The 22,587-nt window shown below is 45.6% G+C and carries 16 protein-coding genes, 1 rRNA gene and 1 other annotated feature; all 17 genes read right to left on the reverse strand.

The window, feature by feature from the left end; genetic code table 11:
- Positions 1–195: 195 nt before the first annotated feature.
- Positions 196–1,305, reverse strand: coding sequence for a M20/M25/M40 family metallo-hydrolase (locus ACTQ50_RS13770; RefSeq protein WP_441484664.1), 1,110 nt, complete (start codon positions 1,303–1,305; stop codon positions 196–198).
- Positions 1,306–1,440: 135 nt separating this feature from the next.
- Positions 1,441–2,199, reverse strand: coding sequence for an amino acid ABC transporter ATP-binding protein (locus ACTQ50_RS13775; protein WP_441484665.1), 759 nt, complete (start codon positions 2,197–2,199; stop codon positions 1,441–1,443).
- Entirely contained in the window at positions 2,196–2,939 is a 744-nt protein-coding gene (locus tag ACTQ50_RS13780; protein ID WP_441484666.1) for an amino acid ABC transporter permease, read from the reverse strand. Before ACTQ50_RS13780 ends, ACTQ50_RS13775 begins: the two co-directional genes overlap by 4 nt.
- Before the next feature lie 113 nt (positions 2,940–3,052).
- Complete coding sequence (locus ACTQ50_RS13785; RefSeq protein WP_441484667.1) at positions 3,053–3,580, reverse strand: GNAT family N-acetyltransferase; 528 nt, start codon at positions 3,578–3,580, stop codon at positions 3,053–3,055.
- Positions 3,581–3,681: 101 nt separating this feature from the next.
- Positions 3,682–4,539, reverse strand: a complete 858-nt coding sequence (locus ACTQ50_RS13790; protein ID WP_441484668.1) for a transporter substrate-binding domain-containing protein — start codon at positions 4,537–4,539, stop codon at positions 3,682–3,684.
- A gap of 130 nt (positions 4,540–4,669) precedes the next feature.
- The gene (locus ACTQ50_RS13795) at positions 4,670–5,905 is read right to left on the reverse strand and encodes a glutathione S-transferase C-terminal domain-containing protein (RefSeq protein ID WP_441484669.1); all 1,236 of its coding nucleotides are present in this window, start codon (positions 5,903–5,905) and stop codon (positions 4,670–4,672) included.
- A 542-nt stretch (positions 5,906–6,447) separates the two neighbouring features.
- Positions 6,448–10,155, reverse strand: coding sequence for a DNA-directed RNA polymerase subunit beta' (gene rpoC, locus ACTQ50_RS13800; protein ID WP_441484670.1), 3,708 nt, complete (start codon positions 10,153–10,155; stop codon positions 6,448–6,450).
- Between the two features lie 17 nt (positions 10,156–10,172).
- Entirely contained in the window at positions 10,173–14,027 is a 3,855-nt protein-coding gene (gene rpoB, locus ACTQ50_RS13805) for a DNA-directed RNA polymerase subunit beta (RefSeq protein ID WP_441484671.1), read from the reverse strand.
- Between the two features lie 151 nt (positions 14,028–14,178).
- The gene (locus ACTQ50_RS13810) at positions 14,179–16,503 is read right to left on the reverse strand and encodes a right-handed parallel beta-helix repeat-containing protein (protein WP_441484672.1); all 2,325 of its coding nucleotides are present in this window, start codon (positions 16,501–16,503) and stop codon (positions 14,179–14,181) included.
- An 89-nt stretch (positions 16,504–16,592) separates the two neighbouring features.
- Positions 16,593–16,964 carry a 50S ribosomal protein L7/L12 gene (rplL, locus tag ACTQ50_RS13815; RefSeq protein ID WP_441484673.1) on the reverse strand — a complete coding sequence of 124 codons (372 nt, stop codon included), beginning with the start codon at positions 16,962–16,964 and terminating at the stop codon, positions 16,593–16,595.
- Between the two features lie 67 nt (positions 16,965–17,031).
- Positions 17,032–17,544 carry a 50S ribosomal protein L10 gene (gene rplJ / locus ACTQ50_RS13820; RefSeq protein WP_295310298.1) on the reverse strand — a complete coding sequence of 171 codons (513 nt, stop codon included), beginning with the start codon at positions 17,542–17,544 and terminating at the stop codon, positions 17,032–17,034.
- A gap of 30 nt (positions 17,545–17,574) precedes the next feature.
- Positions 17,575–17,711, reverse strand: a sequence feature (ribosomal protein L10 leader region).
- A 53-nt stretch (positions 17,712–17,764) separates the two neighbouring features.
- Positions 17,765–17,953, reverse strand: a complete 189-nt coding sequence (locus ACTQ50_RS13825) for a DUF6472 family protein (protein WP_294669490.1) — start codon at positions 17,951–17,953, stop codon at positions 17,765–17,767.
- Between the two features lie 19 nt (positions 17,954–17,972).
- Positions 17,973–18,845, reverse strand: a complete 873-nt coding sequence (locus tag ACTQ50_RS13830) for an aldose 1-epimerase family protein (RefSeq protein WP_441484674.1) — start codon at positions 18,843–18,845, stop codon at positions 17,973–17,975.
- A gap of 8 nt (positions 18,846–18,853) precedes the next feature.
- A complete protein-coding gene (locus tag ACTQ50_RS13835; RefSeq protein ID WP_441484675.1) occupies positions 18,854–19,108 on the reverse strand; it encodes a kinase in 255 nt (84 codons plus the stop codon).
- Positions 19,109–19,123: 15 nt separating this feature from the next.
- Entirely contained in the window at positions 19,124–20,686 is a 1,563-nt protein-coding gene (locus ACTQ50_RS13840; protein WP_441484676.1) for a sensor domain-containing diguanylate cyclase, read from the reverse strand.
- Between the two features lie 135 nt (positions 20,687–20,821).
- Complete coding sequence (locus ACTQ50_RS13845) at positions 20,822–22,234, reverse strand: MATE family efflux transporter (protein ID WP_441484677.1); 1,413 nt, start codon at positions 22,232–22,234, stop codon at positions 20,822–20,824.
- 182 nt (positions 22,235–22,416) lie between these two features.
- Positions 22,417–22,587 (reverse strand): 23S ribosomal RNA (locus ACTQ50_RS13850); the annotation flags it as partial.

Raw genomic sequence — 22,587 nt, forward strand, 5'->3', positions numbered from 1 at the left:
CAGTTCTGACTTTCATAATATTATACAAGAATCTTACCACAAATGATAGTCCGGGTTGTATTTTCCTCTATCCATATTTTCCCATACATTCCAGGCTATCTATAATTTCTAATTTATAAAATACCCCTTAAGCAGATTTTCCTTATTCATTGGCTCTGCCCAAGGGGTATCTTGTAAAAATATTCTTTTCTCAATTTATATTTCGCACAAATTCACCAGAATTTCCGACACCTGTCTGATTTCTGGAATGCTGCAATATTCGCTGCAGCTATGCACCTGATTCATGGACGTTGCGATCACCAGACCTTCGATCCCGTGCTGGGCAAATACATTGTTGTCGCTTCCTCCGAAGGTTTTCTCAAATTCCGGGGTAAGTCCGGCCTTTTCCACAGCCGTTCGGTAATTCTGGGCTGTTTTTCCACTGAGAGAAGTTTCGTATGCGATAATATTCAGCTTCTCTTCCCATTTTAATTCTGCGCCAGATTTCTCTGCCTCTTCCTGGAAAATCTGATGGTACTCGCTCAGAATCTTCATTGCTTTTTCATGATTCAGGCTGCGGATCTCCCCAGCTGCAGTGCAGGCTTCCGGCACAATGTTGGTTCCAGTACCTCCAGAAAAGAGACCGACATTGGCGGTTGTATTTTCATCGATCCTGCCCTGGGAAAGACGGGCAATGGCTCTGGCTGCTGCCTGAATGCTGTTGATTCCCTTTTCCGGGTAAAAACCGGCGTGGGCTGCTTTTCCCTGTACCCTTGCTTCAAATGAAATCAGCGTAGGAGCTGCATAGGCGGCTGCGCCGATTTTTCCACTAAGATCCAGGGCGTAGGCTTCTTTTGACTGGACTTTGCTGTAATCGAAGGCATTGGCACCTTTGCAATATAGTTCTTCGCCAGTTGTAATGAGAATTTCTATGGTTCGGTGCGGAAGGTTCTGCTCTTTCAGGTAACGGACTGCCTCATAGATTGCGGTCACGCCTGCAAGGTCGTCTGCACCGAGGACTGTGGTTCCGTCACTTGTGACAGTACCATCTGGATGAAAAACAGCTTTTTTCCCTCTGGATGGCTCTACCGTATCCATGTGCGCCCCCAAAAGGAGAGGTGTGGAGCCAATCTCACCATCTAGTCTTGCAAAAAGGTTTCCTGCATTGGAACCGGTTATGTTCTGGCTGTTGTCCTCCTCCAGTTCGACACCAATCTCTCCAAACAATTTTTTTAAATAATCTGCCATTTCCCTCTCTTTTAATGATGGGGAATCAATGGAGACCAGCTTTTCAAATACTTTTGCGATTTCTTCATTTTTTCTCATATCAACTGCAAAAACAGCTGCTAGACCACAGCTGTTTTATTCTCCTTTTAGATTTTCCAACTTCCTGTGTAAGACGGGAACCGCGAACTCCGCTTGCGCTACTGCGTAGGCATCATCTAATCGTGCTACGCCCGCTTAGATGATGTACTCCGGCTGAGCCATGATGTTCATTTTCCTAAAGAACTCCTGTGTACGCGGATTCTGTGGATTTTCGAATACTTCCTTCGGTGTGCCATCCTCCACCACATGTCCCTTATCCAAAAAGATCACCCTGTTGGACACATGGCGGATAAAGTTCATCTCGTGTGAAACAAGAAGCATGGTGTATCCCTGGGCTGCAACTTTACGGATTACGTCCAGCACCTCTCCTACCAGCTCCGGATCCAGAGCGGAAGTCGGCTCGTCCAGAAGCAGGATCTGGGGCTTCATTGCAAGGGCTCTGGCCAGAGCCACGCGCTGCTGCTGACCACCGGAAAGATGCTTGGGATAATGGTTCGCCCATGGCGCCATTCCAACCAGCTTCAGCTGCTCTACGGCAATCTCTCTTGCCTGTTCCTTCGGCATTTTTTTAACTACGATCAGCCCCTCCATTACATTTTCAAGAGCTGTCTTTTTCTCAAAAAGATTGAATCTCTGGAAAACCATTCCGGTATTCTGTCTCAGATACAGAAGATCCTTCGGCTTTTTCTCAGACAGGTCAATGGTTTTCTCTCCGATGGTGACGGTTCCTTTTTCCGGTGTTTCCAGGCGGTTTACGCAGCGGAGAAGTGTGGATTTTCCAGTTCCGGAAGGACCAATGATCCCTACCACATCACCTTTCTTAATATCCAGGCTGATGTCATCCAGGACAACATTTTCATTAAATTTTTTGGATAAATGATCGATCTTTATCATTTTGTAATGTCCTCCCCGTCCACATTTACCAGTTCTACCTGATCCGGAATACGGATTTTATTCTCAATAATGCGGATGCCCTGCTCAATGATCAGGGTGATCACCCAGTAAATAATTGCAAGTGAAATATATACCTCAAAGTAGCGGTATGTTTTTCCGGCAATGATCTGGCCCTGTGCTGTAATCTCCACAACCGCGCAGGTGAAAGCCAATGAAGTTCCCTTAATAATGCTGATCAGTGAATTTCCCAATGTGGGAAGTGCCACCTCAATTGCCTCTGGAAGAATGATTCTGCGAAGTGCCTGTGGGTAAGTCATTCCAAGGGCATGTGCAGCCTCAATCTGTCCGTTATCCACAGACTGAAGTGCTGATCGGATGATCTCTGCCATAAATCCGGCCTGATTCAGTCCCAGTGCAACCATTGCATATACAATTCCGGGAATGTCTGCTACTGCAAGGTTTGTTCCAAGTTTCTGATTGATTGCTTTAAAAATCATAGGAATTCCAAAGAATGCCACATACAGCTGTACAATTACAGGAGTTCCTCGTAAAAGGGAGATCACAAGGTTGGTAAACTGTGTCAGTCCTTTGATCTTTCGCATTTTAATAATCGCCATCACCAGTCCCAGGATCAGTCCCAGAAGCATGGAAAGCAATGCCAGCTCCAGGGTGATCGGTAATTTTTCCAACAATTCCGGAATGGATGTGAATACAAGTGATACGTCAAATAATTTTCCCATGATTTTTCTCCTACAAGTTATATTTTAGCATGAAGCTTGAATTTTTAGCAGCAACTGCTATACGGTTATTCATTCATGCCCGATCGGTGTTACTGTTCACAGCGACACACTTTTTACAAATACTTCTCAACCAGTACACAGGTAAATCCAAGACCTGGAATAGGCTTCTTTGGCTTTTCCGGCTGGCTTTCTGCTTCCTGTTTTTTGCCCTCGTCCTCATGATGTCTGTCATACACATTCGGGCTCACATCCGGATTCAGCTTGTATCCCAGCTTCTCATAGAAACCAGCAGCGCGGTCCTGGCTGCTGATCACAATATGATTTACGCCGTACTCTTTCAGCCATTTCTCAGCTTCTCCAATAAGGATTCTGCCATAACCGCCTTTTTGTTTCTCCCGCACTACGCAGACACGTTCGATCTTGCCGGTCTTCTCGTCGGGAAAAGCGATCCGGCAGCCAGCCACTGGCTTGTGGTCTTCCACAAGAAGTACTGCCTGAAGTTCCTCTTCCTTCTCGTCATGTGAAAACTCAAACTCAATGGGAATCCCTTGTCCCACGCAGAAGGCGTCTGTCCTCACATAATCATAAGCTTTATATTTCCAGGCCTCCGCCCCTTTTTCGATACGGTAAATTTCCACCATGACTTTTCTCCCTCATTTTCCTGTATTTTTCTTCATATATGGCGATATGTCCGTTCGGGAAGGAAACTTATCACACTGCTTCCTTCCCGAACTTTTTCTTATTAGTTAATTGTCTCTTCGAAATATTTCTCATCCGGGCTGGTGTCTTTTCCAAGATATTTTTCGGTGATCTCAGCCAATGTTCCGTCCTCTTTCATCTCTTTGAGAACTGCATCTACATCATCACGGAGAGCTGCGCCTTCCTCATTTTTTCCAAAGAGGAAATAGGTATTGTTCTGTGGGAAAAGGAATTCCTGGGTTTCGTCATCAATGGGATTTGGAACCAGCTGTCCTTCCAGTCCAAAGTTTGGAAGAAGGTTGTCGATCAGCGGGCCATCATCGATTGCCACATCTGTAACTCCGTCTACAATGTTCTGATAACGAACCTGGAAATTGGTGTTATCATACACGATCTCGATCTGATGATCCGGATTTTCCTCATTCCAGGTCTCCAGGGCATTTGCTGTCAGGCTTCCTGCTGTCAGCTCGATCTTGTATCCTCTGTCCGCCAGATCCTGAAGAGAGGTAAGGGGCTCATCATCAGCTCGCTGGATGTACTCGTTAAAGCTTGTTTTGTATGGGAAAGAGAAGTAGTAGGACTCTGCTCTCTCATCTGTATAGCCGTAGTTGTTGATCGCAATATCATACTGACCGCTGATAACGCCCTGCAGTGCATCTGCGGTATCGATCTGAAGCTCATACTGGGGAAGACGGTTAAAAACCTCTTTCACAATATCGATATCTACACCTGTAAGTTCATTGTCGTCTCCAACATAAAAGTAAGGAGCCAGGGAACCGCTTGTTACACCTTTGACAATTGTTACATCTGAATCTGCAAATACGGTTGCTGCGCCGCCTGTAAGACTTGCGGCTAATGCTCCTGCCAGGAGTGCTGCTGTAATTTTATTTAAATTTTTCATAATATCTTTCCTCTCTCGTCTAATCTTGTATAGAAAGCCCTGTTTTTCAGTTTTGCTTTTCTATCATTCTGATACCGCCTATTTCTCAAATGATTTTCCAAAATCATTGATATTAGCCTTTCCCTCGTTCTTACAGAAGTCCCTTCAATGGATTAATAGACGCATCCACAGATAAAGTTCCATTCTTCGGATTTCTGTCTTCCCATTTCGGGCTGTTCCAGATGGTCTTGGAAATCGGTCCTGCATAGTCCTCGTAGGTCTCACCTTCCGGATGACGAAGGAATACTTCGTCTGGAGTCTTGCTCAGCTTTCTTCTCTCTCCATCATCTGCCCAAAGCTTTTCGAAATCAACTTTGGCAAGGATCCGCTCATTGTATCCGCGGAAAAGAACTTCTCCAAGCTTCTTTTTCGGTCCCTCCAGTGCCAGAACCTGCGGATCACTTCCATGGTGGAATGCCGGAATCTGGTAAAGCTCTCTTAAGTACCCCCAGATGTTCTTATAATCACGGATTGGTTTTTTCACAGGTCCGATGTTGTGATAGTAGCTTACATCCCAGCGGACCAGGGTAACATAAGCGCGGACATCGCTGTCTGTAATGTAATCTCCGAAGAGGAAACGGTTTGTTTCCAGTCTCTTGTCCAGTTTTTCAAGTGATTCATAAAAATCTTCGTAAGCTTCATCATATGCCTCCGGGGACTGGCAGAATGCCATGCGGTAATGTCCGTTATTTACATGTGGGAACAGCCAGTCGTTAAATTCATCAATCTCCTTACGGAATTTCTTCGGGTAAAGATCTGGCGCATCCTTTGGCTGGAACGGCCGGAACTGAACCTCGATGTAATTGGTAAGACGATGATAGTCATTGTTTACAGCTTTCTTTTCTTTGATATCTACCAGGGTTGGAGTTGTTGCTCTTCCCTTGAAATCCGGGTTTGCTCTTTTGTAAAACTCGCTGAGGAAGTAAGCTCCTGTCTTCGGATCCTTGAATCCTGGCTGATCACCAAAAGCGTGTCCGTATTTGTTTGTCTCACCGGAATGAGTTACTCTGGTGTCTGAGATCACATCCTGAAGTCCAAGAAGATCTCTTACAATGATCGGTCTGTTTGACCAGTTACATCCTGTGGCCCAGTAGATTCCGTAACGGCCAGCCTCTGCTTTTAAGTCGCCCTCTTCGTCACCGAATGGCTGGATAAATGCATTTGGCTGTCTGATAAATGCGCCTCTCTCATCAATCTCTACTAAAGTTTCATTAGGTCTTGGATCAACTCCAACTTCTTTTGCAAACTGATCTGCAAGCTCATCTGTATATTTCACTTCTTCCTTAACATCCTCTACTGCTGAAAAACTGCATCCGCATCCACTCATTTTATTTTCCTCCGAATTGTCTCATTTTTAGTAAAAAAAGGTAAAAAAATAACAGGTTCATATCCGAATACCTGTTTCAAAAAACTTCTTTGTTCTTGTCACATAAACGCATATGTCTGAAATTCTATTTTATTTTCTATCTATCATCATGGAGCCGCAACAACAGCAACAACACATGGCCTCTTTCTCCATCTTCATGGTGCAACACATTTCCATTGTTCTAACTGATACTGTCATCTTGGTTTCTCCTTTCCTAGTAACTTGATATGTTTTATATGTTTCTCTTGATGTTGCTTATTATAGACCAGAACTTTCCAATATGCAACCCCCAAATGCAGATTTTGGAATTGCAGTTTTATAGAGCCAGTTATAGTTTAAGGCTATATCTATCTCAACATTCCAAACATGTTCCGTAAGATTTGCCCGCTATCGCAGTAATCGCCAAGGTCTCGTACACACAGACTTTCGCTTATTGCGCAAAAAATCCCCCAGGGCAACATTCTGTCACCCTGGGGGATCTGTAGTTTCGTATATTTTATTGATTACTCTTCACTGTCGTCAGCAGAGTCTTCGTCCTCAGCCTCATCCAGAGCCTCTTCAGCCTCCAGTTCTTCTGAATCCTCAGCTACATCCAGTACGTCCTGATCCTCGTCGTCCATTTCATCGAATTCGATTTCTTCTGGCTCTTCCGGCATTCCTGTATCAAGCTCTACATCGCTGTAGCACTTCATACCTGTACCAGCCGGGATCAGTTTACCGATGATTACGTTCTCCTTCAGACCGATCAGATGGTCAACCTTACCCTTGATCGCAGCTTCAGTCAGAACCTTAGTGGTCTCCTGGAAGGAAGCAGCTGACAGGAAGGAATCGGTTGCCAGAGAAGCCTTAGTGATACCCAGCATTCCCTGTTTTCCAACTGCAGGACGTAAGCCCTCAGCTTCCAGTTTCTCATTTACTTCCTCATACTCAAGGAAGTCAACAAGTGTTCCTGGCAGGAACTCAGAATCTCCGTTATCCTCGATACGGATCTTCTTCAGCATCTGGTGAACGATAACCTCGATATGCTTATCGTTGATCTCAACACCCTGGAGACGATATACACGCTGAACCTCACGGATCATGTAATCCTGAACAGCACGAACGCCCTTGATTCTAAGGATATCATGCGGGTTTACACTACCTTCTGTAAGCTCATCACCGGCTTCCATAACCTGTCCGTCCATGATCTTAATACGGGAACCGTATGGGATCAGGTAAGTCTTGGAATCGCCTGTCTCCGGATCAGTTACGATGATCTCTCTCTTCTTCTTGGTGTCGTTGATTGTAGCAATACCCTTGATTTCAGTGATAACAGCAAGTCCCTTCGGCTTTCTTGCCTCGAAAAGCTCCTCGACACGAGGAAGACCCTGTGTGATATCTCCACCGGCAACACCACCAGTATGGAAAGTACGCATGGTCAGCTGTGTACCAGGCTCACCGATAGACTGTGCAGCGATGATACCGATGGACTCACCAACCTGTACCGGCTCACCGGTAGCCATGTTGGCACCATAGCACTTCGCACACACACCAACCTTGCACTTACAGCTCAGGATGGTACGGATCTTAACCTGCTCTACAGGACCTCCGGTAATGTTATCCACGCCCTCTTTCATAATACGTGCAGCACGCTTCGGAGTGATCATGTGATTAGCTTTTACAAGAACTTCACCGTCTTTATTCTTAATGTCTTCGCAGGAGAAACGGCCTGTGATACGATCCTGAAGGCTCTCAATCTCCTCCTTGCCATCCATGAAACCTTTTACATACATACCGGAAATCTCTGCTCTGTTCTCACAGCAGTCCATCTCACGTACGATCAGGTCCTGAGATACGTCAACAAGACGTCTTGTCAGGTAACCGGAATCGGCTGTACGAAGAGCGGTATCGGAAAGTCCTTTACGAGCTCCATGAGCAGACATGAAGTATTCCAGTACGTCCAGACCTTCACGGAAGTTTGACTTGATAGGAAGCTCGATTGTATGTCCGGTTGTATCGGCCATCAATCCACGCATACCTGCAAGCTGTTTGATCTGCTTATCAGATCCACGGGCACCAGAGTCAGCCATCATGAAGATGTTGTTGTATTTATCAAGTCCGGAAAGAAGTGCATGAGTAAGCTCATCATCAGTCTTCTTCCAGGTATCAACAACCTCTTTGTAACGCTCTTCCTCAGTAATAAGACCACGTTTGTAGTTCTTGGTGATCTTATCTACAGTATCCTGTGCAGCCTTGATCATCTCAGGCTTCTGCGGCGGCACGGTCATATCGGAAATAGATACGGTCATGGCAGCTCTTGTAGAATACTTGTAACCCATAGCCTTGATAGAGTCCAGAACCTCAGCAGTCTTGGTTGCTCCGTGAGTATTAATAACTTTTTCAAGGATCTGTTTCAGCTGTTTCTTACCAACCAGGAAGTCAACCTCAAGGAGAAGCTCATTTCCCGGAATGCTTCTGTCAACAAATCCAAGATCCTGCGGCAGGATCTCATTGAACAGGAACCGTCCCAGTGTAGACTGTACATTACCTGTGAAAGTGCTTCCATCCGGCATAACCTTGCTGCAGCGGACAAGGATCTTGGACTGCAGGGTGATTACCTGGTTCTCATATGCCAGAATTGCTTCGTTTACGCTCTTGAAGAACTTGCCTTCGCCCTTGTTTCCAGGTCTCTCCTGGGTCAGATAGTAGATACCAAGGACCATATCCTGTGAAGGAACGGCTACCGGACCACCATCGGAAGGTTTCAGCAGGTTGTTCGGAGACAGAAGCAGGAAACGGCACTCTGCCTGTGCTTCCTGGGAAAGTGGAAGATGGACAGCCATCTGGTCACCATCGAAGTCAGCGTTGAACGCGGTACAAACAAGTGGATGAAGCTTAATAGCCTTACCTTCTACAAGGATCGGCTCGAACGCCTGGATACCCAGACGATGCAGTGTAGGTGCACGGTTCAGCATAACCGGATGCTCTTTGATAACGTCTTCCAGAACATCCCATACAGCTGGCTCAAGCTTCTCTACCATCTTCTTGGCATTCTTAATATTGTGAGAGGTACCGTTTGCTACCAGCTCTTTCATAACGAAAGGTTTGAACAGCTCGATCGCCATCTCTTTCGGCAGACCACACTGATAAATCTTCAGCTCAGGTCCAACGACGATAACGGAACGTCCGGAGTAGTCAACACGCTTACCAAGAAGGTTCTGACGGAAACGTCCGGATTTACCTTTCAGCATGTCAGAAAGTGATTTCAGGGCTCTGTTTCCAGGTCCTGTTACCGGACGGCCACGACGACCATTGTCGATCAGGGCGTCAACAGCTTCCTGAAGCATACGTTTCTCATTGCGGACAATGATATCCGGAGCACCAAGCTCCAGCAGTCTTTTCAGACGATTGTTACGATTAATGATTCTTCTGTACAGATCATTCAGGTCAGATGTTGCAAAACGTCCACCATCCAGCTGTACCATAGGACGAAGATCCGGCGGGATTACAGGAACAACATCCAGGATCATCCACTCAGGACGGTTTCCTGACTCACGGAAAGACTCAACAACCTCAAGACATTTGATGATCCTTGCACGCTTCTGGCCTGTTGCCTTAACCAGCTCTGCCTTTAATTCAGCAGAATCCTTCTCAAGATCGATCGCCATAAGGAGTTCCTTAATAGCTTCAGCACCCATACCTACACGGAAGTTGTTTCCGTAGGACTCACGGGCATCCTGATACTCTCTCTCAGTGAGGATCTGTTTGTACTGGAGTCCGGAATCAGCCGGATCCAGTACGATATAGTTTGCAAAGTAAAGGACTTTCTCCAGTGTTCTTGGAGTCAGATCCAGGATAAGTCCCATACGGGACGGAATACCCTTGAAATACCAGATATGGGAAACAGGAGCAGCAAGCTCGATATGTCCCATACGCTCTCTACGAACAGAGGACTTGGTAACCTCAACACCACATCTGTCGCAGACAACACCTTTAAAGCGGATTTTCTTGTATTTACCACAGTGGCACTCCCAGTCCTTGCTCGGTCCGAAAATTCTTTCACAGAAAAGTCCGTCTTTCTCCGGTTTCAAGGTACGGTAGTTGATGGTTTCTGGTTTTGTAACCTCACCTCTTGACCACTCTCTGATCTTTTCCGGGGACGCCAGTCCGATTTTAATGGCATCGAAAGTCATTGGCTGATATGTTTCATTGGTATTGGTTGATTCTGCCATGTATTCTTTTCCCCTTTCTACTCTTCGTTATCATCGTAGGAATCGTCGATTTCGGATTCATAATCCTCTTCTTCGTCCTCGTCCACATCTACAAGTTCCTCGCCGTCAAACTCCTGCTTGGTATAGCCGTGTTTGCTGAAGGATTCCTCTCCTCTGTGTCCGCGGGAATCTCCCTCGATAACTGCACGAAGATCGGTTTCGCCGTAATCTACATTCTCCATGATCTGAACTTCTGTCTGGTCATCTTTGAGAACACGTACATCCAGTGCCAGGGACTGGAGCTCTTTAAGAAGTACCTTAAAGGATTCCGGAATACCAGGCTCAGGGATATTGTCTCCCTTGATGATCGCTTCATAAGTCTTCACACGACCGACTACATCATCGGATTTAACTGTCAGGATTTCCTGGAGTGTATAGGATGCACCATATGCCTCCAGAGCCCAAACCTCCATCTCTCCGAAACGCTGTCCACCGAACTGGGCTTTACCACCCAGAGGCTGCTGTGTAACCAGAGAGTAAGGACCTGTGGAACGGGCATGGATCTTATCATCAACCAGATGATGCAGCTTCAGGTAGTGCATGTGTCCGATCGTGGTCGGGCCGTCGAAGAACTCTCCGGTACGTCCGTCACGAAGCTGTACCTTACCATCTCTGGAGATCGGAACTCCCTTCCACAGTGCTCTGTGGGCTTTGTTCTCATCCAGATACTGCATTACATCAGGTGCCAGAATATCTTTGTATTTCTCACGGAACTCTTCAAAGTCTTCTGTATTTACATAATCATTTGCAAGTTCCAGTGTATCCTGGATATCATTCTCGTTTGCACCATCGAATACCGGTGTGGAAATATTGAAGCCAAGTGCCTTAGCAGCAAGACTTAAGTGGATCTCCAGGACCTGTCCGATGTTCATACGGGAAGGTACACCCAGAGGGTTCAGCACGATATCCAGCGGACGGCCGTTCGGAAGGAATGGCATATCCTCAACCGGAAGTACACGGGAAACGACACCCTTGTTACCATGACGACCAGCCATCTTATCACCAACGGAGATCTTTCTCTTCTGTGCGATATAAATACGTACAGACTGGTTTACTCCTGGGGACAGCTCGTCACCATTTTCTCTTGTAAATACCTTGGCATCCACAACGATACCATACTCACCATGCGGTACCTTAAGGGAAGTATCACGTACTTCACGTGCCTTCTCACCAAAGATCGCACGAAGGAGTCTCTCCTCTGCGGTAAGCTCTGTCTCTCCCTTAGGAGTTACCTTACCAACAAGGATATCACCGGCACGAACCTCTGCACCGATACGGATGATTCCGCGCTCGTCAAGATCTTTCAGGGAATCATCACCAACGCCTGGGACGTCACGTGTGATCTCTTCCGGTCCTAACTTGGTGTCACGGGATTCTGCCTCATATTCTTCAATGTGAACAGATGTATAAACATCGTTCTGTACAAGTTTCTCACTTAACAGTACAGCATCCTCGTAGTTATAACCTTCCCAGGTCATAAATCCGATCAGAGGGTTCTTACCAAGAGCAAGCTCTCCCTGAGAAGTGGACGGACCGTCAGCAATCACATCGCCTGCTTCTACATGCTCGCCCTGATTTACGATCGGACGCTGGTTGTAGCAGTTGCTCTGGTTACTGCGCATGAATTTGGTAAGATGATAATCATCTTTGGTTCCGTCATCATTCTTAATGCTGATATCGGTAGATGTGGAGCGAAGTACAGTACCAGACTTTCTTGCAACCACACAAACACCGGAGTCAACAGCGGTCTTGGCTTCCATTCCTGTACCAACAACTGGTGCCTCTGTAGTAAGAAGCGGAACGGCCTGACGCTGCATGTTAGATCCCATCAGCGCACGGTTCGCATCGTCGTTCTGAAGGAATGGGATCAAGGCTGTAGCTACAGAGAATACCATCTTAGGAGATACGTCCATGTAATCAAACATCTGACGCTCGTACTCCTGAGTCTCTTCGCGGTAACGACCGGAAACGTTCTTACGAACGAAATGTCCTTCTGCGTCCAGAGCCTCATTCGCCTGTGCTACATGGTAGTTATCCTCTTCATCTGCTGTCATGTAAACAACTTCGTCGGTTACACGCGGATTCATAGGATCAGTCTTATCGATCTTACGGTAAGGTGCCTCAACAAATCCGTACTGATTCAGCTTCGCATAAGATGCAAGGGAGTTGATCAGACCGATGTTAGGTCCCTCAGGTGTCTCGATCGGGCACATTCTTCCGTAATGGGAATAGTGAACGTCTCGTACCTCGAATCCGGCTCTGTCTCGTGACAGACCGCCAGGTCCCAGTGCGGAAAGACGTCTCTTATGGGTCAGCTCACCCAGAGGGTTGTTCTGATCCATGAACTGTGACAGCTGGGAAGAACCAAAGAACTCTTTCACAGCAGCTGTTACTGGTTTGATATTGATCAGTGTCTGTGGGGAGATTGTCTCCACATCCTGTGTTGTCATTCTCTCACGAACCACACGCTCAAGTCTGGAAAGACCGATACGGTACTGGTTCTGAAGCAGCTCACCAACCGCACGGATACGACGGTTTCCTAAGTGGTCGATATCGTCGTCATTTCCAATGCCGTATTCCAGATGCATATTGTAGTTAATAGAAGCAAAAATATCTTCTCTTGTAATATGCTTCGGAATCAGATCATGGATATCTCTGCTGATAGCAGCAATTCTGTCCTCAAGTGTGTCATTTTCTTCCAGAATTTTTTCGAGTACAGGGTAGTATACTAACTCTGTAACACCAAGCTCTTCCAGGTTCTCGATCTCCGGCAGATAGTGATGCATGTCTACCATTAAGTTGGAAAGAACTTTAATTCTGCGGTCTTCTTCACCCTGGATCCATACAAATGGAACTGCAGCGTTCTGAATGGCATTTGCCAGTTCTCTGGTAACGATGGTGCCTGCTTCTGCAAGTATTTCTCCTGTGGAGCCCTCAACCACATCATCAGCCAGCTTATGACCAACAATTCGTTTATTGAAATGAAGTTTCTTATTAAATTTATAACGTCCGACCTTGGCAAGATCATATCTTCTCGGATCAAAGAACATCGCATTGATCAGGCTCTCTGCGCTCTCAACTGCAAGCGGCTCGCCTGGACGGATTTTCTTATACAGTTCCAGAAGACCTTCTTCATATTTTGTAGAAGTATCTTTTGTAAAACTTGCAAGGATCTTCGGTTCTTCACCAAACAGATCGATGATCTCTGCATTGGAACCAACACCAAGCGCACGGATCAGCACAGTGATTGGAACCTTACGGGTTCTGTCCACACGTACATAAAATACATCGTTGGAGTCGGTTTCATATTCCAGCCATGCTCCTCTGTTAGGAATTACTGTACAGGAAAACAGTCTTTTACCGATTTTATCGTGTGCAATGGCATAATAGATTCCAGGGGAACGTACTAACTGGCTGACAATAACACGCTCAGCACCGTTAATGACGAAAGTTCCTGTCGCAGTCATGATCGGCAGGTCTCCCATGAAAATCTCGTGTTCCTTGATCTCTTCTGTTTCCTTGTTAATCAGTCTCACTCTAACCTTCAAAGGTGCGGCATAAGTTACGTCACGTTCTTTACACTGCTCGATGGTGTATTTGGCCTCTTTTTCATCAAATGTAAAGCCGATGAATTCAAGACTGAGCTTTCCGCCGTAGTCTGCGATTGGAGAAATATCGTCGAATACTTCATTCAATCCTTCGTCGAGAAACCACTGGTAAGAATCCTTCTGGACCTCGATCAAATTCGGCATTTCCAGGACTTCTTTTTGTCTCTGGTAGCTCATTCGCATGCTTTTTCCAGTTTTTACAGAACGAATTCTGTTTTTTTCCATTGACGTTTCACCCCTGTTTTATTTTATTTATTACAACATCAGCCTGCTTTGCGGGCAACGCATAGTAGGCATATCTTGCCATAATATAGCATTCTTCACTATAGCACAACAAAAAAAGCCTGTCAAGCAAATTTCCCGTTATTTTTCAAAATTATTTCACTTTTTTATTTGTATAGGAGGTGTTTCCGTATTTGTCGGCTAATACAAACCGGAGAACCGTTCCTTTTTTCTGTTTCTTTATGGCGATACTATATTTCTTCTTTGAGTTAATGGTACCTCTGCCAATCTTCTTATTCCCGGCCTTTCTTACAACGTATGCAGTAAGCGTTTTTCCTCCTGCTGCCTTTCCCGTGATCTTCATAGTCTTTTTCGTAATCCTGGAAAAAGTGGGCAACTTCACGGCCACAATGCCGGAACTGCTTTTTGCATAAATGGCATAGGTACTTCCATTATTTTCCAGCTGGTTTTTCTTGTTTCCTTTAATCTTGGATTTATATACATACAGGCCGCACTTTCTGCTTCCTGTAATAACGTTCCCATAGAGGCTTTTGGTGGTGCTGGATATCACCTGTATCCCCCGGCCTTTTACGCTGCTGATCTTATTGGACTTAACAACAGCATTGCCAAGATTTTCCATGTATATTCCATCCAATGTACAGCCCGATACCTGATTGGACGTGATCTGGCAGCTCTTGCTCCCCAGAACTATCATTCCGTTCTTTTTCCCAGACAGAACCCGGTTCCTGGAAAGAGTGGTACCTGTGCTGCCGGCTGCAATGTAAATTCCATCCCCACCAGTCCCGAAAACTGTGTTTCCCGTAATCTGGTTCTGACTGGAGGAAACCTTCAGACTGCCGCCATTATAGGCATAGATGCCTACGTTCTTGCACCCGGACACTCTATTATTAGAAATGCTGTTGCCCGATGATGCACTCAGATAGATTCCCATATTGGAAAATCCTGTGGTCCTGGACAAAGCCAGCTCATTACCGCTGACCTTACAGTTATCTGCAAGATAAAGGCGGATTCCATTGCCAGTTCCTGTAATCTTATTTTCGGAAATCGTGACAGTAGTTTCCCTATATAAGTCAGCCGGAATACCATTTGCAGATTTGCTCACCCTGGCACCCTGAACCTGTATTCCATAGCCTTGCCAGCTGGCTCCATTCACTTTGGACACAGAGGAAATGGAAATCTGATTTCCTTTTACCAGAATCCCCGCTGCCTGATGATTCGCAGATGTTCCGTAAGCAGTTCCCGGCGCCAGATGTGTGTTGGGCAGATACAGATTGCTCACCAGCACTCCGCCGCCTACATTTTCCATTCGGTTATTCTCTACTGTCCCATTTACATAATTCAGGCACCAGACTGCTCTCTTTCGAATATTCTGGAAAGTATTTCCCCGGATCACAATGTTCTGATAAGGGCGGTCATAGATCATACTATGGCTTCCCACCCCTGCAAAAACATCCTGAAAGGTATTGTTCTCGATCCTCACATCTTCGCAGACAGCGCCGTCGAAGGGGCGATACCCGGGAAAAATATAGTCCAGGCAGGCATCCAGCTGAATGCACTCCTGTCCGCCGCCCTCGTATTCCTGCCAGTACCCCTTAAAGGTACAGCCCGTGACGGTTACATCTTTTACACCTGCAAATTCCAGAAAATGGGACTTCAGATTGTTCAAAAAGGTCACATCTTTTATCATTACATGGCTGGCATGACCGATTCTGAATCCAACAAAACCGCCCTCACCTTCCTTATCCTCTACAATCGGATAATTCAGGTCCCAGTTTCCACCTTCAATGGTAATATTCCGATAGCCGTCATAACCACCTGCGGACGTCTCCTGGTCTCCCAGCCGTAATACCACATGTTTATCTGCACATGCCTTGGTGATAACCGCACCACGGGCGTAAAGTGTCAGATTGCTGTACATATGAATGGTATCTGATACAGTATAGCTTCCAGGTGGAACAATTACCGAACACGGAGCAGTATCACTTGCCCGCTCTCCCATAAACTTAAGAGCCAGGTTCAGGCTGTCCGTAATGTCGCTTCCATCCTGCGCATTCAGCGTAACACTGGTAGCATCCGGGGAAAGCGCATCCAAAATGCTCCTCATATCGGAAGATGGATCTGGTTCTTCCTCTTGCGTATTCTCCTGGGCATTTTCAGGATCTTCTGACAAAAAAAGGTCTGGTTCTTCGGTCTCGCTGTAAAAACCGTCTTCCTCTTCCTGGAGAACCGCTTCTGCGTTCCCTGCAGGGTTTCCGTCATTTTCCGCAGCTCCAAACGAAGCGTCTCCCTGGAAACTCCCCTCTGGGTCATCCGCTGCTTCCCATTTCTCTGTTTCGTCTGTGGCAAAATCTTCGTTTGCGTTTACCTCTTCCGCAACATTCCCTTCTGCCAATAAGGTCTGGCCGCCTCCCAGACACAGCGCGATTCCCAACAATGTTCCAATAAAAATCTTCTTCATATTCAGATCCCTATTACACAAAAAAATCCCCACAGAGGCCTGTCAGACAGACTTCTGCGGGGAGCTTGGTTCGCTTAAATACGCTTAAATTATTTAAGAGTAACTTTAGCGCCTTCAGCCTCAAGTTTAGCTTTGATGTCCTCAGCCTCAGCTTTGGAAGCGCCCTCTTTAACTGCTTTAGGAGCACCATCAACAACTTCTTTAGCTTCTTTAAGACCTAAGCCTGTGATCTCACGAACAACTTTGATAACTTTAACTTTGTTAGGACCTACTTCTGTAAGCTCTACGTCAAACTCATCTTTCTCCTCTGCTGCCTCAGCTGCTCCAGCTGCGGCTACAACAACGCCTGCTGCTGCGGATACACCGAACTCTTCCTCGCAAGCTTTTACTAACTCATTTAACTCTAATACAGATAACTCTTTGATTGCTTCGATAAACTCAGCTGTTGTTAACTTTGCCATTATAATTTTCCTCCATTTTTAATATTTTTGTGGAATCAATGATTCGATTCAGCGACAGATTCTTAAATTATTCTGCTGCTGGTGCCTCAGCCTCTCCGCCCTGCTGCTCTGCGATCTGATTAAGCACACGAGCAAAGTTGGTGATAGGAGACTGGATACTTCCAAGCAGTTTGCCAAGAAGTTCTTCTCTGGATGGAACCTGGGACAGTGCCTGGATTCCTGCCTGATCGTTGTAGTTACCCTCAACAATACCAGCTACTAACTCAAGTGCCGGATACTGTTTTGCAAATTTTGCAAGGATTCTTGCAGGAGCAGTAGCGTCTGTTGCAGAAATTGCAATAGCGTTTGTTCCATGTAAGTGCTTGTCAAGATCTGCACATGGAGTACCTTCGAATGCACGACGCATTAAAGTGTTTTTGTAAACCTTGTACTGTACGCCGGACTCTCTTAACTCTTTACGTAAAATAGTATCCTGCTCAACGGTAAGACCACTGTAGTCTACAAGAACAACAGCCTGAGCGTCTTTAATGTTGTTAGCGATTTCTTCTACGATTGGTTGTTTAAGTTCTACTTTTGCCATGAAATGGTACACCTCCTTATAGAATTTGATATACCGCCAAAAAAAGCCTTGCTGTAAGACAGCAAGGCTTAACGTAATTCTTACTAAAGAATACTTAGTCCTCGGTAGGCGTTTTAATCCTTATGCCTTACGGCACCTACTGTCTTCGGCAGCGTTCTGTAATAAAATACCACGTTCGATTTTATTTGTCAACAGTTATTTTAAGTTTTTCTAAAAATTTTTACATCTGTTTCCGGACTACCCTGTACTCGTCTCCCATGCGGAAATATGGGCAGTCATGGTAGGTTCCTGTAATAAAGCGGTACATTTCATCTTCATCCAGGTTCATCTCACAGGTGTAACATTCATAATCATCATCATAAGAATAATTTACACAATATTCGCAGTTTGCACCCTGCTTCTTTTTCATGATCCGATGTCCTGCCTTCCTAAAGAATTTCCATTGTCCAGGAAACCTGGCGCTCTTTGCCGGACTCCAGGGAAAGAAGATCCTCCTGTTTTTCCAGGTCTTCTGTGATCCCCTGTCTGGAGGGAAGGGAACACCAGGGCTCGATACACACATAAGGTGCATCAGTACAGGGCATGTGCCAGAAACCAATATACGGCATATCCTGATAAGCCACCTTCACTCCTTTTTTGCCTTTTAAGCTGTGAAGCAGCACCTGTCCAGAGGTTTCTTCCAGTACAATGGCATCTTCATCGAAAATATTATGCTGAAGAGGAATACGTTTTCCATCTGTAAGCTCATAAGCTTTCTTTCCCTCCACAAAGCATTCCTGGGAAAAAAGGATCCGCTTTGGTTCACACCTTTCGGAAAATTCCAGCTCATAATCATCAAAGGAAAGTCCCTCTTCCATAGGAAGATTAAATCCCGGATGCCCGCCGATTCCAAAGTACATGGTCTTTTCATCCTTATTCTTCACCGAATAGATGACCTTCAGTGCTTTTCCCTCAAGCAGATACCGGATCTCCAGAGAAAAATGAAAAGGATACTGTTCCAGCGTCTGCTCACTGTCTTCAAGTACAAAAACCATTTCTTTATTCTCTGCTTTTACACACTTAAATTCAGAATCCTTGGCAAAACCGTGGATATCCATATGATAAGTTTTTCCCTGAAATGTATAGGATTTCTCCCACATTCTTGCAATATAGGGGAAAAGATTGGCTCCATGTTCATTCCAGTATCTTTCATCCCCCTGCCAGATATACTCAAATCCGTCCTGGTCCTTCACTGACCATAAAACAGCACCTGCTGTATCCGCCTGCACTGTAAGAAATTCATTGCTGATCTCGTATCTCATCCCATTCCTCAACTTCCTGGCATTATATCTGGCCATGACAAAATTTCTTTCGCGATCACTTCTTCGTAATTGCCTTCAATATCCTGGCTGCGTCCGGCTTCATAAATGTTCGTCTCAGCCCCCCAGACGCGGTCTTCGTACTCCCACACATGGAATTTCAGTCCACGGAAAAGGAAATCAAGGCTTCCGCAGCCGTCAATTTCTGTGTATTCATATTTAATGTTCTTCTTTTTTAATGCATCCTGTACAATCTGCAACCGCATTTTTGTCACCTTCCTTTAGTCTTCTTTTTCTGTCACAGTAGTACCATCATCTACATGAATCCTGTTTTTACCTGATTTCTTTGACACATACATGGCATGATCCGCAGCCAGATACAGACTTTCGTAATCTTTACCTGCTGCTGGATAAGCGGCTGCACCAATGCTCACGGTAAAATGAGGGGTGGTCTCTGCCTCTGCAAGGATATTCAGGATTTCTTCCCCCTTTGCCTGCGCTGCAGTGGCCGCTTCCGTATTGGTCATAAACACGATAAACTCATCTCCCCCAAGGCGTCCCACAATATCGTCCTTGCGGAAATGCTCTTTCAAATACTTCACAAGAGTGATCAGTGCAAGGTCTCCGATAGCATGTCCCATAGTATCGTTTACCGTCTTGAAATCATCAATGTCAAGCATGAACAGATAACCCTTGCAGTCTCGATCCTGCATGAGAGCTGCGATCTTCTGTTCTGCGGATTTCCGGTTAAGTGCACCTGTAAGCCCATCTATAGAGGCTTTTTCCAGAAGATCCTGCTCCTTGGTCATCTCATCCTGAACATCTGAGATCTTGCCAAGGAATACCTGAGGCGTGCCAAGACGCCCTCTTACCAGTCGTCCCATCCAGCGCACCCAACGGTAATTGCCATTTTTGTCCTTGAAGCGGATCACGAAATCATCCACTTCATCTTTCTCATCTCCAATGGTGGAAAGAAGAGTTTTTACTTTAGGAACATCGTCAGGATGCACCATGGTAAAATCCGTGTCTTTATCAAATGGACGGATCTGCCCGATCTCCTTCAGACCAAACAAAGTGGTAATATTCGGTGTAAATACCAGTGTTTTATCCAGGCAGTCATACTCGAAAAGTACGGTGTCGGAAAACTCTGACAAAATGTCGTATCTGGCCTGTCCCTTCATCACCCGCTTCTGCTGCTTCATGTACAAACGTACGGTCAGGAAGATCATGATGGCCACGCACCCCAGCAGGGTAAAGATCAGCATCCGGTTTCCCTTAATGATCACGCCTTTATAGTTCTTCATCTTGCCAGACCGGTAACCAGAGATCAGGATACAGCCTCTGTCCTCCAACTTGGACGCAACCAGATAAACATCGGATTTCTCCAGTTCAGAGAAAATATGAGGACTTCCAGAGGTCAGATTCTTCAGTGTCTTTAACGCCTCAGAAATACTCTTATCTTTCACCTTCGCTGAACGCAGTTCAGTAGCCACCGTATATTTGATATCAAAAATCCTCATATCGCCAGCCAGGATCTCGCCTTCCGAATTGCATACATAGTGAAAAATATTGCTCTCATCTTTTGAAAGCGCTTCCCATGCTGCTTCCACGTCATCTGGATTATCTGGTGTATTCAGAAAATTTTCCATCTCTGCCAGCGCTTCTGAATGGGAAGATAACAGAGATTCTTCCATCAGTTCTGCAAAAATGCTCTCTGTTCTCACCCGGTATCTTTTCATAAGAAACACAGTCAGGAAAGCCATTACAGCAAGACAGATCGCTACTACCGCGATCCATTGCCGCTTCATTTTGTTTTCCGGATTATCTTTCACATTGTTCTCCATAATAATTAACACCCATTCCAAGCCCTGTCGCTTTTTTCGTCAATTTCCAGTATAGAGCCTGGGTTATACTCTGTCAAGTTGTGCTTTTTTACGGTTCACAAGTAATATTCCACGAGATGTTTTTATGAGCAACGTTCACAGAAGCCTTTTTTGTTTATTCATTGGATTCCATTTTCCACTTATATAGTGCACGGTAAACAAAATAAACAAAAGCATGTTATGTCCGATCATACATCCCCATGCAGAAACAAGTCCCAGTCCCAGCAAATGAATACAGATAAAAGTTCCCAGAATCCGGACACCCCACATTCCGGCTACATTGAATATGAAAGGAGTTATTGTTTTTCCCACGCCCTGCATCATTCCTTCGATCACGATCGGCACTCCGTAAAATGGCTCTGACACAGCCACCATACGAAGCACTGTGCTTCCAAGCTGGATTACCTGCGGATCTGAGGAAAACAATCTGATCAGTACCGGCGCAAAAATAAACAAAAGACTTCCGGAAATGATCATCAGTCCTACTTCCAGCGGCAGGATTGCCCTAGCCAAACCATTCAGTTTCTTATTATCATTGGCGCCAAGTGCGTTTCCTGCAAGTGTGGCTGCCGCAGTCTGCATTCCATAGCCCGGAATATAAAAGGCTGACTCCACTGTATTTGCAATGGTATGAGCTGCTGTAGCTGTCTCGCCCAGTGAATTGATCATAGATGCAAATGCTACATATCCAAGGGATGTGGCAAAACGCTGAAACATATTTGGAACCGCTACCTTCAGGCAGGGACGCAGTACTGCCAGATCCGGCCTGAGGCTCTGGCCTTTCGGGGAAATCTCTGTATGTTTCCACAATTTATATGTAATGGCAATGCCGCCAATGGTATAGGCAATGGCACTTGCGGCTGCAGCTCCCTGAACTCCCCATCCAGCACCCGGGATCAGCAGCTCTTTTCCACCTACCGCCACGGTCCTGGTGGAATAAATGAGGAAAAAGTTCAACACAATGTTGATAACGTTAAAGGCAATTCCCACCTGCATAGGTGTTTTGGTATCGCCAACTGCACGCAGCACTGTTCCGAAAATGATATTTGCGGTTCGAAAAAGCATTGGTGCATACAGGATAAGGAAATAGCTGGATGCCAGCTTCTGAATGGATGGATTCACCTGCATCCACACCGGAACCTTACTGCTCAGTCCCATAGTAAGTATGGTAAAAAGGATTCCTACTACAAGAACAGCCAGCACAGCCTGGCCGGAGGCTTTTCTTGCCTGTTCTTTCTTTCCAGCTCCCATTGACTGGGAAATATAGGCCAGAAAACCTACACTGATCGCGGAAATGGTACTTCCGATCAGCCAGTTTACGGTACTGGTAGCCCCAACAGCTGCAGTGGCGCTTGTTCCAAGGACTCCAACCATGCCTGTATCCATATACTGCACAGCGGTCTGCATAAGCTGTTCCAGCATGGTAGGCCACGCAAGGGAAAAAATTACTGGCAGCATTTTCTTTGTTTCCTGATCTGCCAGATTTAATTTGGTTTTGTTTGGTTTCATTTTATGTCTTCCTGTTATGTGAAAAATTACTTTTATTTTAGCAGAATATAAGGGAAAAGGGTAGGGGGAATGGAAAAAAGCAATAAAAAAACGATAACCAAATGGCTACCGTTTAGGTTCTGTACCTTCAAAACTACATACATGTTACATCCTCTATGGAATCATTTCTAACCTTGCGATTATTGGTCAAGCCCTCACCCTATTAGTAACAGTCAGCTCCATGTGTTACCACACTTCCACCCCTGCCCTATCTACCTCGTCGTCTTCAAGGGGGTTTACTTCTTAACGAATGGGACATCTCATCTTGAGGGGGGCTTCACGCTTAGATGCCTTCAGCGTTTATCCCTTCCGGA

Source organism: Blautia sp. Sow4_E7 (assembly GCF_052116245.1).
Classification (GTDB): domain Bacteria; phylum Bacillota; class Clostridia; order Lachnospirales; family Lachnospiraceae; genus Blautia_A.

Bases quoted from the DNA above. Each gene is read 5' to 3' on its own strand.
- ACTQ50_RS13840 (WP_441484676.1), bottom strand. From the start codon at position 20,686: ATGGAGAACAATGTGAAAGATAATCCGGAAAACAAAATGAAGCGGCAA.
- ACTQ50_RS13845 (WP_441484677.1), bottom strand. From the start codon at position 22,234: ATGAAACCAAACAAAACCAAATTAAATCTGGCAGATCAGGAAACAAAG.
- ACTQ50_RS13780 (WP_441484666.1), bottom strand. From the start codon at position 2,939: ATGGGAAAATTATTTGACGTATCACTTGTATTCACATCCATTCCGGAA.
- ACTQ50_RS13810 (WP_441484672.1), bottom strand. From the start codon at position 16,503: ATGAAGAAGATTTTTATTGGAACATTGTTGGGAATCGCGCTGTGTCTG.
- ACTQ50_RS13795 (WP_441484669.1), bottom strand. From the start codon at position 5,905: ATGAGTGGATGCGGATGCAGTTTTTCAGCAGTAGAGGATGTTAAGGAA.
- rpoB (WP_441484671.1), bottom strand. From the start codon at position 14,027: ATGGAAAAAAACAGAATTCGTTCTGTAAAAACTGGAAAAAGCATGCGA.
- ACTQ50_RS13770 (WP_441484664.1), bottom strand. From the start codon at position 1,305: ATGAGAAAAAATGAAGAAATCGCAAAAGTATTTGAAAAGCTGGTCTCC.
- ACTQ50_RS13825 (WP_294669490.1), bottom strand. From the start codon at position 17,953: ATGAAAAAGAAGCAGGGTGCAAACTGCGAATATTGTGTAAATTATTCT.
- ACTQ50_RS13830 (WP_441484674.1), bottom strand. From the start codon at position 18,845: ATGAGATACGAGATCAGCAATGAATTTCTTACAGTGCAGGCGGATACA.
- rpoC (WP_441484670.1), bottom strand. From the start codon at position 10,155: ATGGCAGAATCAACCAATACCAATGAAACATATCAGCCAATGACTTTC.
- ACTQ50_RS13775 (WP_441484665.1), bottom strand. From the start codon at position 2,199: ATGATAAAGATCGATCATTTATCCAAAAAATTTAATGAAAATGTTGTC.
- ACTQ50_RS13790 (WP_441484668.1), bottom strand. From the start codon at position 4,539: ATGAAAAATTTAAATAAAATTACAGCAGCACTCCTGGCAGGAGCATTA.
- ACTQ50_RS13785 (WP_441484667.1), bottom strand. From the start codon at position 3,580: ATGGTGGAAATTTACCGTATCGAAAAAGGGGCGGAGGCCTGGAAATAT.
- ACTQ50_RS13835 (WP_441484675.1), bottom strand. From the start codon at position 19,108: ATGCGGTTGCAGATTGTACAGGATGCATTAAAAAAGAAGAACATTAAA.
- rplL (WP_441484673.1), bottom strand. From the start codon at position 16,964: ATGGCAAAGTTAACAACAGCTGAGTTTATCGAAGCAATCAAAGAGTTA.
- rplJ (WP_295310298.1), bottom strand. From the start codon at position 17,544: ATGGCAAAAGTAGAACTTAAACAACCAATCGTAGAAGAAATCGCTAAC.